10 protein-coding genes are annotated in these 12450 nt (G+C 71.4%); 2 read left to right on the top strand and 8 right to left on the bottom strand.

The window, feature by feature from the left end:
- Positions 1-350: 350 nt before the first annotated feature.
- Both ACZ56U_RS20390 and ACZ56U_RS20385 read right to left on the bottom strand, forming a co-directional pair.
- Positions 351-1694 (bottom strand): MFS transporter, encoded by a 1344-nt coding sequence (locus ACZ56U_RS20390; protein WP_469085394.1) that lies wholly within the window; start codon positions 1692-1694, stop codon positions 351-353.
- A gap of 214 nt (positions 1695-1908) precedes the next feature.
- A complete protein-coding gene (locus ACZ56U_RS20385) occupies positions 1909-2574 on the bottom strand; it encodes a TetR family transcriptional regulator (protein WP_469085393.1) in 666 nt (221 codons plus the stop codon).
- Between the two features lie 94 nt (positions 2575-2668).
- Here ACZ56U_RS20385 and ACZ56U_RS20380 point away from each other — a divergent pair, with 94 nt between their 5' ends.
- Together ACZ56U_RS20380 and ACZ56U_RS20375 are read left to right on the top strand one after the other, a co-directional pair.
- Positions 2669-3595, top strand: coding sequence for a shikimate dehydrogenase (locus ACZ56U_RS20380; protein WP_469085392.1), 927 nt, complete (start codon positions 2669-2671; stop codon positions 3593-3595).
- A gap of 25 nt (positions 3596-3620) precedes the next feature.
- Complete coding sequence (locus tag ACZ56U_RS20375) at positions 3621-5441, top strand: bifunctional sugar phosphate isomerase/epimerase/4-hydroxyphenylpyruvate dioxygenase family protein (RefSeq protein WP_469085391.1); 1821 nt, start codon at positions 3621-3623, stop codon at positions 5439-5441.
- Between the two features lie 78 nt (positions 5442-5519).
- Here the strand turns inward: ACZ56U_RS20375 and ACZ56U_RS20370 are convergent, their stop codons facing one another.
- From ACZ56U_RS20370 to tal, 6 genes are read right to left on the bottom strand one after another with little or no spacing between them, the layout of a single operon-like run.
- Positions 5520-6107: a histidine phosphatase family protein gene (locus ACZ56U_RS20370; RefSeq protein ID WP_469085390.1), complete on the bottom strand. Its 588-nt coding sequence runs from the start codon at positions 6105-6107 to the stop codon at positions 5520-5522.
- Between the two features lie 7 nt (positions 6108-6114).
- Positions 6115-6993: a phosphogluconate dehydrogenase (NAD(+)-dependent, decarboxylating) gene (gene gnd / locus ACZ56U_RS20365; protein ID WP_469085389.1), complete on the bottom strand. Its 879-nt coding sequence runs from the start codon at positions 6991-6993 to the stop codon at positions 6115-6117.
- Between the two features lies 1 nt (position 6994).
- Positions 6995-8641: a glucose-6-phosphate isomerase gene (gene pgi / locus ACZ56U_RS20360; protein ID WP_469085388.1), complete on the bottom strand. Its 1647-nt coding sequence runs from the start codon at positions 8639-8641 to the stop codon at positions 6995-6997.
- On the bottom strand, positions 8641-9567 hold the full coding sequence (gene opcA, locus ACZ56U_RS20355; RefSeq protein WP_469085387.1) for a glucose-6-phosphate dehydrogenase assembly protein OpcA: 927 nt from the start codon (positions 9565-9567) through the stop codon (positions 8641-8643). The genes pgi and opcA overlap by 1 nt, the downstream gene beginning before the upstream one ends.
- Positions 9564-11300: a glucose-6-phosphate dehydrogenase gene (gene zwf / locus ACZ56U_RS20350; RefSeq protein WP_469085386.1), complete on the bottom strand. Its 1737-nt coding sequence runs from the start codon at positions 11298-11300 to the stop codon at positions 9564-9566. Before zwf ends, opcA begins: the two co-directional genes overlap by 4 nt.
- Positions 11297-12442: a transaldolase gene (gene tal, locus ACZ56U_RS20345; protein WP_469085385.1), complete on the bottom strand. Its 1146-nt coding sequence runs from the start codon at positions 12440-12442 to the stop codon at positions 11297-11299. Before tal ends, zwf begins: the two co-directional genes overlap by 4 nt.
- Positions 12443-12450: the final 8 nt, after the last annotated feature.

Genomic DNA, 12450 nt, shown 5'->3' with positions numbered 1-12450 from the left:
GGGAACAAAGGGTTCCGGGGTGTTTCGCGCCTGATCAGTCGCGTTCCTGGAGACGGACCGGGATGCCCCCGGGGTCGCGGAAGGCGCGGTCGCGCACGAAGGGAGAGATCCATGTCCCCCACGCTAGGCGCAGGCCCGGGCCGTGCGCTTCTCGATAACTGACCGGCCGGGATCGGGTCGGCTGGCGGACCCCCAGGGCGGCGGCCGGTCCGTCGTCGACAGGGCGAGCGGGACGACACCGTACGCCCCGAACCGGCCGGAGGCGACGAGTGGGCCTGCGTCAGACCAGCGCGCCGAGCCCCCGGAGCCAGTGCGGCGTCCGGGGGCTCAGGGGGGCCGGGAGCGGGGTGTCAGGCGGTGACGGTCTCCCGGTCGGCCGCCGTGTCCGGGGTGCGCTCGCCGAGGTGCTCGGTGGCGATCCGATGGGTCTCCCGGGCCGTGAGCGCGGCGATGACCGGCGGGACGCACAGGGCGGCCGTGAACAGGGCGACCGCCGACCAGTCGTCGCCGTCCGGTCCGGCGATCCGTGCCGCGAACGTGACCGCGAAACCGGCCACCGCGAAGCCGATCTGGGTGCCGATCGCCATGCCCGACAGACGGACGCGGGTCGAGAACATCTCGCCGTAGAAGGACGGCCAGACACCGTTCGCGGCGCTGTAGACCACACCGAAGGCGAGGACGCCCAGCAGCAGGGTGAGGGGGTAGTTGCCCGTGGAGATCGCCCACAGGTACAGGAACATCGCGATCGCGCTGCCGGCGGCGCCGATCAGATAGACCGGGCGGCGGCCGATGCGGTCCGAGAGCGTGGCCCACGCCGGGATCGCGCCGAGGGCGACCAGGTTGGCCAGCGCGCCCACCCACAGCATCGAGGACCGGCTCATGCCGACCGAGTCGCTCGTGGCGTACGCCAGCGCCCACACCGTGAAGATCGTCGAGACCGAGGCGACCAGCGCGCCCGCGACGACCCGCAGCACGTCCGCCCAGTGGTGGCGCGCGAGGACCGCGAGCGGCATCTTCACGACGCCCTCGGTGGCGCTCTGCTGGGCGAAGGCCGGGGTCTCCTCCAGCCTGCGGCGGATGACGTAGCCGACGACGGCGACGGCGATGCTCAGGAAGAACGGGATCCGCCAGCCCCAGGACAGCAGTTGGTCCTCCGGGAGCGCGGCGATCGGGATGAAGGCCAGTGTGGCGAGGAGCTGGCCGCCCTGGGTGCCGCTGAGGGTGAAGCTCGTGAAGAAGCCGCGCCGGTGCGCGGGCGCGTGTTCCAGCGTCATGGAGTTCGCGCTCGCCTGCTCACCGGCGGCGGAGATGCCCTGCAGGACACGGCACAGCACCAGCAGGACCGGTGCGAGCGAGCCGACCTGGTCGCGGGTGGGCAGACAGCCGATGAGGAACGTCGACAGGCCCATCAGGATCAGCGTGAAGACCATGATCTTCTTGCGGCCGGCCTTGTCGCCGAAGTGGCCCAGGAAGAGCGCGCCGACCGGACGGGCGGCGTAGGCCACCCCGAACGTGGCCAGCGACAGCAGGGTCGCGTTGGCCGGGTCGGACTCGTCGAAGAACACCTTCGGGAAGATCAGCGCGGCCGCGCTGCCGTAGATGAAGAAGTCGTAGTACTCCAGCGCGCTGCCGATCCAGGCGGCAGTGGCCGCCTTCCTGGGCTGCCCGACGGCTTCGGCGGGGACGGACGACACGGGGTGCTCCTTCGGGGGGACTCCGACGCAGGCGGAGTGAGCGGCGGGGAGGTGGTGCCGAGTCCCGGGGGGTGAGGGGGTCGGCCGCGCCGGGCGGGCGGAGCGTTCACTGCTCCGCGCCCCGGCTAATTAACCCACTGGATAGTTAGTAGCGGTTGGCTACGGATGGTGCGCGCCCCTGCCCCGCCTGTCAAGGGGTCCCGCCGGCCCCTCCTCAGCCGGCCGCGCGGTCCGCCGTGAGATACGCGATCACCATGTCGCCCAGCATGTTCCGGTAGTGCTCGCGCTGCGCGGGGTCGACCAGGTCGCGGCCGAACAGGGCGCCGAAGGTGTGCCGGTTGGCGACCCGGAAGAAGCAGAAGGAGCTGATCATCGCGTGCAGGTCGACGGCGTCCACGTCGGCCGTGAACAGGCCGGACTCCTGCCCGGCCGCCAGGATCCGGCGGATCACGTCCAGCGCGGGCGAGCCGATCCTGCCGAGCTCCTCGGAGGCCGCGATGTGCTCGGCCTCGTGGATGTTCTCGATGCTCACCAGGCGGATGAAGTCGGGGTGCTGCTCGTGGTGGTCGAAGGTGACCTCGGCCAGCTTGCGGATGGCCGCGACCGGGTCCAGGTGCTCGACGTCCAGCTCCTGCTCGGCCTCGCGGATCACGCCGTACGCCCGCTCCAGGACGGCCGTGAAGAGCTGCTCCTTGCCGCCGAAGTAGTAGTAGATCATCCGCTTGGTGGTGCGGGTCCGGGCGGCGATGTCGTCGACGCGGGCCCCGGCGAAGCCGGCCCGGGCGAACTCGTGGGTGGCCACGTCGAGGATCTCGGCCCTGGTGCGCGCGGCGTCACGGGTGCGCCCGCCTGATGCTGCCGGTTCTTCGACGCTGGTCATCGGCTTCCTTCGGTGTGCGGCCAGTGCCGCGATTCTAGAAGCCCGCCGCCCCGCGGGACGGGGGAGGGCTTCCCCACCGCGCCGACCGGGTGCTATGACTAACTCACTAGTTCGTACATTGGCGAGCCGCTCAGGAGGTCCATCCGTGGCCAAGGACTCGTATCTCGTCGGGTTGATCGGCGCGGGCATCGGCCCCTCGCTCAGCCCGGCCCTGCACGAGCGGGAGGCCGACCGCCAGGGGCTGCGCTGCCTGTACCGGCTCATCGACATCGACGTCCTCGGTGTCGGCCCCGAGGCGGTCGGCGAACTGCTGCGGTCCGCCCGCGACACCGGCTACGACGGGCTCAACATCACCCACCCCTGCAAGCAACTCGTCATCGAGCACCTCGACGCGCTCTCTCCGCAGGCCGAGGCGCTCGGCGCGGTCAACACCGTGGTCCTCGAGGACGGCCGGGCCGTCGGCCACAACACCGACGTGACCGGCTTCGCCGCCTCCTTCGCCCGCGGTCTGCCGGAGGCACCGCTGGAACGGGTCGTGCAGCTGGGCGCGGGCGGCGCCGGCGCGGCCGTCGCGCACGCCACCCTCACCCTCGGCGCCGGACGGGTCACCGTCGTGGACGCGCTGGGCGACCGGGCCGCGGATCTCGCCGCGGCGCTGAACCGCCGCTTCGGCGCCGGCCGGGCCACCCACGCGACCCCCGACCGGCTGCCGGAGCTGCTCAGGAGCGCCGACGGGATCGTCCATGCCACTCCCACCGGCATGGCCGCCCATCCCGGTCTCCCCTTCGCGGCCGACCTCCTGCACCCCGGCCTGTGGGTCGCCGAGGTCGTCTACCGCCCCCTGGAGACCGAACTCCTGCGTGCCGCCCGCGCGACGGGCTGCGCCACGTTGGACGGGGGCGGGATGGCCGTGTTCCAGGCCGCGGACGCGTTCCGCCTGTTCACCGGGCGGGAACCCGACGTCGCGCGGATGCTCGCGGACATCACCGAACTGGCCGGTGCCGTCAGGACCCCGAAGTAGAGACGCAGCAGGAAGAGGTACCCACGTGCGGACATCCATCGCCACCGTCTCCCTGAGCGGCTCCCTCACCGAGAAGCTCACGGCCGCCGCCCGGGCCGGCTTCGACGCGGTGGAGATCTTCGAGAACGACCTCCTCGCCAGCCCCCTCACCCCCGAGGAGATCCGCGCCCGCTGCGCCGACCTCGGCCTCGGCATCGACCTCTACCAGCCGATGCGGGACATGGAGGCGGTGCCCGAGGAGCAGTTCGCGGCCAATCTGCGCCGCGCCCGCCGCAAGTTCGAGCTGATGCGGCGCCTCGGCGCCGACACGGTCCTCGTCTGCTCCAGCGTCCACCCCCTCGCCGTGGACGACGACGCGCTCGCCGCCGAGCAGCTGGGCCGACTGGCCGACCTGGCGGGGGAGTTCGGGATCCGGGTCGCCTACGAGGCGCTGGCGTGGGGCCGGCACGTCAGCACCTACGACCACGCCTGGCGGATCGTCCGGACGGCGGACCATCCGGCGCTGGGCACCTGCCTGGACAGCTTTCACATCCTGTCCCGCGGGTCCGACCCGAAGGGCATCGAGGACATCCCCGGCGAGAAGATCTTCTTCCTCCAGCTCGCCGACGCCCCGCTGCCCGCGATGGACGTCCTCCAGTGGAGCCGCCACCACCGCTGCTTCCCCGGGCAGGGTGGTCTCGACGTGACGGATCTCGTCCGCCGTGTCCTGCGGACGGGCTACGACGGTCCGCTCTCCCTCGAAGTCTTCAACGACGTCCACCGGCAGGCCGAGGCCGGTCCCACCGCGGTGGACGCGCACCGCTCGCTGTTGGTGCTCCAGGAAACCGTCGGCGTCTCGACACCGCCCGCCGCCGTGGCCCCCACGGGCGTGGCCTTCGCCGAACTGCTCACCCCGGACGCCGCACCCGTCACCGCGCTGCTCGGCGCGCTCGGCTTCACCCGGACCGCCCGCCACCGCAGCAAGCCGGTGGACCTGTGGGAGCAGGGGGAGGCCCGGCTGCTGGTCAACACCGGCCCGACCGGGCGCCGCGACGGCACCGGGCTCGCCGCGATCGGCCTGGAGTCCCCGGACCCCCGGGGCGCCGCCCGCCGAGCGGAGGCCCTGCTCGCACCGGTCCTGCCACGCCGCCGAGCCGCCGAGGACGCCCCGCTGGAGGCGGTGGCGGCGCCCGACGGCACGGAACTGTTCTTCTGCGCCACCGACCGCGCCGAACTGCCCAACTGGCGTGCGGACTTCGCGGCCGTGCCGCACGAGCCGGCGGGGCTGGGTCCGCAGCGGGGGCCGGGGCCGGCGTACACGGGTGCGGTGCGGCGCATCGACCATCTCGCCCTCGTGCAGCCCTGGCACCAGTTCGACGAGGCGGCGCTGTTCCACCGCAGCGTGCTCGGGCTGCAGGCCCAGGAGAGCGTGGACGTCGCCGACCCGTACGGCCTGATGCGCAGCCGTGCGGTGACGAACACCGACGGCAGCGTCCGTATCGCCCTGAGCGTCGGGGCGGCGCCCAGCGACGACACGGTGCACGCCCAGCACCTCGCGTTCGCCACCGACGACGTGGTGGCGGCGGCCCGTCGCTTCCGGGACGCGGGCGGCCGCCTGCTGCCGATCCCCGCGAACTACTACGACGACCTCGCCGCCCGCTTCGAGTTCGCCGACGGGGAGCTGGAGACCTACCGCGAACTCGGCATCCTCTACGACCGGGACGCCTACGGAGAGTTCCGCCACTGCTACACCCGCACGGTGGGCCGCGTCTTCCTCGAACTGGTCCAGCGCGACGGGTACCGGGGCTACGGCGCGCAGAACGCGCCGGTGCGGCTCGCGGCACAGCACACGGCCACGGCCGGCTGACGGCCCGGGCCACCGCGTCAACCCCCTGGCGTTGCAGGGGTGTTGGTGACGCGGTGGCCCGGGTCGTGGTTCAGTCGCTCACGGTCGCGCGTTCCACTCGGCGAGGACCGGTCGGCCGTGTTCCGTGGACAGCCGGCTGACCGTGCCGGTCGCCAGCTGGAACAGCCGTCCGTCCGCCGGGGGGAGGCCGAGTCTGCGGGCGGTGACCACCCGCAGGAAGTGGGCGTGCGCCACGAGGACCACGTCCCCGTCGGGCAGCGCCCCGTCCACCCGGGCCAGCACCCGGTCGGCGCGCGCGCCGACCTCGGCGGGCGACTCCCCGGGGTGCCCCTCGGGGCCGGGCGGCACGCCGTCGGTCCACAGGTACCAGTCGGGCCGGGTCCGGTGGATGTCGACGGTGGTGACGCCCTCGTAGCCGCCGTAGTCCCACTCGTGGAGCTCGTCCCAGGGTGACACCCCGGCCAGGCCCGCGAGTTCGGCGGTGCGCAGGGCGCGGCTCAGCGGACTGCTGAGCGCGAGCGCGAAGGCGCGCCCGGAGAGGTACGGGGCGAGGGACTTGGCCTGTTCCTCGCCGTGTGCGGTGAGGGGCAGGTCGGTCCAGCTGGTGTGCTGGCCCGACACGCTCCACTCCGTCTCCCCGTGGCGGACCAGCAGAAGATCCCCCATGGCGCGCCTACTTCGCGGACTCGACCGCGTGGCCACCGAACTGGTTGCGCAGCGCCGCGATCATCTTCATCTGCGGGGAGTCGTCCTGACGGGACGCGAACCGCGCGAACAGGGAGGCCGTGATCGCCGGTAGCGGCACGGCGTTGTCGATGGCCGCCTCGACGGTCCAGCGGCCCTCGCCGGAGTCCTCCGCGTAACCGCGCAGCTTGTCCAGGTGCTCGTCCTCGCCGAGGGCGTTCACGGCCAGGTCCAGCAGCCACGAGCGGATGACCGTGCCCTCCTGCCAGGACCGGAACACCTCGCGGACGTCGGTCACCGAGTCGACCTTCTCCAGCAGCTCCCAGCCCTCGGCGTAGGCCTGCATCATCGCGTACTCGATGCCGTTGTGGACCATCTTCGCGAAGTGCCCGGCGCCGACCTTGCCCGCGTGGACGAATCCGAAGTCGCCCTCGGGCTTGAGGGCGTCGAAGACCGGCTGCACCTTCGCGACGTGCTCGGCGTCGCCGCCGACCATCAGCGCGTAACCGTTCTTCAGGCCCCACACGCCGCCGGAGACACCGGCGTCGACGAAGCCGATGCCCTTGGCGCCGAGCTCCCCGGCGTGCTTCTCGTCGTCCGTCCAGCGGGAGTTGCCGCCGTCCACGACGACGTCACCCGGCTCCAGCAGTTCGGCCAGCTCGTCCACCGTCGACTGGGTGGGGGCGCCGGCCGGCACCATCACCCAGACCACGCGCGGGCCTTCGAGCCGGTCCACGAGTTCGGCGAGGCTCGCCACGTCGGAGACCTCGGGGTTGCGGTCGTAGCCGATGACGGTGTGGCCGGCGCGGCGGATCCGCTCGCGCATGTTCCCGCCCATCTTGCCGAGGCCGATCAGTCCGAGCTGCATGTCAGTGCACTTCCTTGAGTTCACGGTAGGCGGCCACGAGGGCGGCGGTGGACGCGTCGAGGCCGGGGACCTCGGCGCCTTCGGTGAGGGCGGGTTCGACCCGCTTGGCGAGGACCTTGCCGAGCTCGACGCCCCACTGGTCGAAGGAGTCGATGTTCCAGACGGCGCCCTGGACGAACACCTTGTGCTCGTACAGCGCGATCAGCTGGCCCAGCACGGACGGGGTGAGTTCCTTCGCCAGGATCGTCGTCGTCGGGTGGTTGCCCCGGAACGTCTTGTGCGCCACCAGTTCCTCGGGCACGCCCTCGGCGCGCACCTCGTCGGGCGTCTTGCCGAACGCGAGGGCCTGACCCTGGGCGAACAGGTTGGCCATCAGCAGGTCGTGCTGCGCCTTGAGTTCGTCGCTCAGCTCGTCCACCGGACGGGCGAAGCCGATGAAGTCCGCCGGGATCAGCTTGGTGCCCTGGTGGATCAACTGGTAGTACGCGTGCTGCCCGTTGGTGCCGGGCGTGCCCCACACCACGGGACCGGTCTCCCAGTCCACGGGTCGGCCGTCACGCTGCACCGACTTGCCGTTGGACTCCATGTCGAGCTGCTGGAGGTAGGCGGTGAACTTCGACAGGTAGTGGCTGTACGGCAGTACCGCGTGCGACTGGGCGTCCAGGAAGTTGCCGTACCAGATCCCCAGCAGGCCCAGGATCAGCGGGGCGTTGGCCTCGGCGGGCGCGCGGAGGAAGTGCTCGTCGACGATCCGGAAACCGTCGAGCATCTCCCGGAAGCGGTCCGGGCCGATGGCGATCATCAGGGACAGGCCGATCGCCGAGTCGTAGGAGTAGCGGCCGCCGACCCAGTCCCAGAACTCGAACATGTTGTCCGGGTCGATGCCGAACTCGGTGACCTTGCCGCCGTTCGTCGACAGCGCCACGAAGTGCCGGGCGACCGCCTTCTCGTCGCCGCCGACGCCCTCCAGCAGCCAGGAGCGGGCCGAGGTGGCGTTGGTGATCGTCTCGATGGTGGTGAAGGTCTTGGACGCGACGATGAACAGCGTCTCCGCCGGGTCCAGGTCGCGCACCGCCTCGTGCAGGTCGGAGCCGTCGACGTTGGAGACGAAACGGAACGTCAGCTCGCGGGCCGTGAAGGCGCGCAGCGCGTCGTACGCCATCGCGGGGCCCAGGTCCGAGCCGCCGATGCCGATGTTGACGACGTTCCTGATGCGCTTGCCGGTGTGGCCGGTCCACTCGCCGGAGCGGACCCGGTTCGCGAAGTCGGCCATCTTGTCCAGCACCGCGTGCACCTGCGGCACGACGTTCTCGCCGTCGACCTCGACGACCGCGTCGGCCGGGGCGCGCAGCGCGGTGTGCAGGACCGCCCGGTCCTCGGTGAGGTTGATCCGCTCGCCCCGGAACATGGCGTCGCGCAGGCCGAACACGTCGGTGGCGGCGGCCAGTTCCCGGAGCAGCGCCATCGTCTCGTCGGTGATCAGGTGCTTGGAGTAGTCGATGCGCAGATCGCCCACGCGTACGACGTACCGCTGCGCGCGAGCGGGGTCGGCCGCGAACAGCTCACGCAGCTGGGGGCGCCCCTCGGCGCGGTGGTCCTCCAGCGCGGTCCACTCGGGCCGCCGGGTGAGGTGGGGGGTGTCGGACATCAGCGGTTCTCCTTGCCGGACTGGCCCCGCAGGGCGACGGCGTACATCTCGTCCGCGTCGAGGCGCCTGAGCTCCTCGGCGATGAGTTCGGAGGTGGTGCGGACCTTCAGCGCTAGGGTGCGCGGGGGCTGACCGGGCAGGGACAGCGTGGCCAGCGGGCCCTCGGGGCGGTCGATGACGACCTCGCCGCCCGCGGTGCCCAGGCGGACGGCGGTGACGACCGGACCGGCGCTCACCACCCGTTCCACGCTGACGCCGAGGCGGGCCTCCAGCCAGCGGGCCAGCAGTTCGGCGGCCGGGTTCTCCTCCTCGGCCTCCACGGCCGCCGAGGTGATCTTCTCCTTGGCCTGGTCGAGGGCGGCGGCCAGCATCGACCGCCAGGGAGTGAGGCGGGTCCAGGCGAGGTCGGTGTCACCGGGCGCGTAGGTGTTCCTCCGGGCCGCCAGGACCCGAAGGGGGTTCTCCACGGCGTACAGGTCGGTGATCCTGCGCTGTGCCAGGGCGCCCAGCGGGTCCTTCGCCGGGTTCTCCGGGGCCTCCACCGGCCACCAGACCACCACGGGGGCGTCGGGCAGCAGCAGCGGCAGGACGACGGAGTCGGCGTGGTCGGACACCTCGCCGTAGGTCCGCAGCACGACCGTCTCACCGGTGCCGGCGTCGGCACCCACCCGGACCTCGGCGTCCAGCCGGGAGGACTGGCGGTCGCGCGGGGTGCGGGCGTGCCGCTTGATGACGACCAGGGTGCGCGAGGGGTGCTCGTGCGAGGCCTCCTCGGCCGCCTTGATCGAGTCGTAGGCGTTCTCCTCGTCCGTGACGATGACCATCGTCAGGACCATGCCCACGGCCGGGGTGCCGATGGCGCGGCGCCCTTGCACCAGCGCCTTGTTGATCTTGCTTGCCGTGGTGTCGGTCAGGTCGATCTTCATGGCCTGCGCCAGCTCCGTCCGTCTCGTGCGAGCATCTCGTCGGCTTCCTCGGGGCCCCAACTGCCCGACGCGTACTGCGCGGGCCTGCCGTGCTGGGCCCAGTACGCCTCGATCGGGTCGAGGATCTTCCAGGACTCTTCCACTTCCTGGTGACGGGGGAAGAGGTTGGCGTCGCCCAGGAGGACATCCAGGATGAGCCGCTCGTACGCCTCCGGGCTGGACTCGGTGAACGACTCGCCGTAGGCGAAGTCCATCGACACGTCCCGGATCTCCATCGAGGTGCCCGGCACCTTGGAGCCGAACCGGACCGTCATGCCCTCGTCCGGCTGGACCCGGATGACGATGGCGTTCTGGCCGAGTTCCTCGGTGGCCGTCGAGTCGAACGGGGAGTGCGGGGCGCGCTTGAAGACGACCGCGATCTCCGTGACCCGGCGGCCGAGCCGCTTGCCGGTGCGCAGATAGAACGGGATGCCCGCCCAGCGCCGGTTGTCGACCTCCAGCTTGATGGCCGCGTACGTGTCGGTCTTCGACTGCGGGTCGATGCCCTCCTCCTGGAGGTACCCGGGCACCTTCGCGCCGCCCTGCCAGCCCTCGGCGTACTGCGCCAGCACGGTGTGCTTGCCGATGTCCTCCGGCAGTCGCACCGACTTCAGCACCTTGAGCTTCTCGGTGAGCAGCGACTCGGCGTCGAAGGCGATGGGCTCCTCCATGGCGGTGAGCGCCATGAGTTGCAGGAGGTGGTTCTGGATGACGTCACGCGCGGCGCCGATGCCGTCGTAGTAGCCGGCCCGGCCGCCGATGCCGATGTCCTCGGCCATCGTGATCTGTACGTGGTCGACGTACGACCGGTTCCAGATCGGCTCGTACATCTGGTTGGCGAAGCGCAGCGCCAGGATGTTCTGGACGGTCTCCTTGCCGAGGTAGTGGTCGATCCGGAAGACCTGGTCCGGCTCGAACACGTCGTGCACGATGCGGTTCAGCTCCCGCGCGCTGGCGAGGTCGCTGCCGAACGGCTTCTCGATGACCGCCCGCCGCCAGGAGTCCTCGGGGGCGTTCGCGAGGCCGTGTTTCTTCAGCTGCTGGACGACCTTGGGGAAGAACTTCGGCGGTACCGAGAGATAGAACGCGTAGTTGCCGCTGGTGCCCCGGGAGGCGTCCAACTCTTCGACGGCGTCCCGCAGTTGCTTGAACGCGTCGTCGTCGTCGAAGTCGCCCGGGATGAACCGCATGCCCTCGGCGAGCTGCTGCCAGACCTCCTCGCGGAACGGGGTCCGGGCGTGCTCGCGCACCGAGTCGTGGACGACCTGGGCGAAGTCCTGGTCCGCCCAGTCCCGGCGGGCGAACCCGACGAGTGAGAAGCCCGGCGGCAGCATGCCGCGGTTGGCCAGGTCGTACACGGCCGGCATCAGCTTCTTGCGGGACAGGTCACCGGTGACACCGAAGATGACGAGCCCGGAGGGTCCGGCGATGCGGGGGAGCCGGCGGTCCTGGGGGTGGCGGAGCGGGTTCTCCCAGTCCGGCTCGGAGGCCGCGACGGTCTCGGCGGCCGCCGCGAGGGCCTCGGCGGCGGAGTTCGCGGCGGAAGCGGACTCCTCGCCAGGAGCCGCGGCCGCGGACGTCGCGATCGCGGAAGCCTCGGCGGCAGAAGTCTCGGTCACGGGAGTCTCGGCCGCAGGAGTCTCGGTCGTAGAAGCCTTGGTCTTGGAGGGCTTGGGCGCGGGCGTCCTGGTCATTCCGACTCCACCCCCTTGGCGTCCAGCGACTTGGCGACGGCGGTCAGCAGGTCGTTCCAGGCCGCCTCGAACTTGGCGACGCCCTCGTCCTCCAGCTGCTGCACGACCTCGTCGTAGGAGATCCCGAGCGCCGCCACGGCGGCCAGGTCGGCGCGCGCCTGGGCGTAGCCGCCGGTGACGGTGTCGCCGGTGATCTCACCGTGGTCGGCGGTGGCGTTCAGCGTCGCCTCGGGCATCGTGTTGACGGTGCCGGGCGCGACCAGCTCGTCGACGTAGAGGGTGTCCTTGTAGGCCGGGTCCTTGACGCCGGTCGAGGCCCACAGCGGGCGCTGCTTGGTGGCGCCGGCGCCGGCGAGGGCGGTCCAGCGGTCACCCGCGAAGACCTCCTCGTACGCCTCGTAGGCGAGCCGCGCGTTGGCGAGGGCGGCCCGGCCCTTGAGGGCGAGCGCCTCGTCGGTGCCGAGAACGGTCAGCCGCTTGTCGATCTCGGAGTCGACGCGCGAGACGAAGAAGGAGGCGACCGAGTGGATGGCGGAGAGGTCCAGGCCCCTGGCGGCGGCCTTCTCCAGACCGGCCAGGTAGGCGTCCATGACCTCGCGGTAGCGCTCCAGCGAGAAGATCAGCGTGACGTTGACGCTGATGCCGAGGCCGATGACCTCGGTGATCGCCGGGAGGCCGGCCTTCGTCGCCGGGATCTTGATCATCACGTTGGGGCGGTCGACGAGCCAGGCGAGCTGCTTGGCCTCGGCGACCGTCGCCGCGGTGCGGTGGGCCAGACGCGGGTCGACCTCGATGGAGACCCGGCCGTCCCGGCCGCCCGTCGTGTCGTGGACCGGACGCAGGACGTCGGCGGCCGCGCGGACGTCGGCGGTCGTCATCATCCGTACGGCCTCGTCGACCGTCACACCGCGCACGGCGAGGTCGGTCAGCTGCTCCTCGTAGCCCTCTCCGGAGCCGATGGCGGCCTGGAAGATGGACGGGTTGGTGGTGACGCCCACGACGTTCTTGGTCGTGAGGAGTCGGGCGAGGTTGCCCGACTCGATCCGCCCGCGCGAGAGGTCGTCCAGCCAGATGGAGACCCCTTCGTCGGACAGGCGCTTGAGTGCTCCCGCGGTCGCGGTCGCTTCGGTCACAGTGATCATCTTCTTTC

The organism is Streptomyces sp. NPDC034103 (genome assembly GCF_055575395.1).
This window is presented reverse-complemented; position numbering and strand designations above follow the sequence as displayed.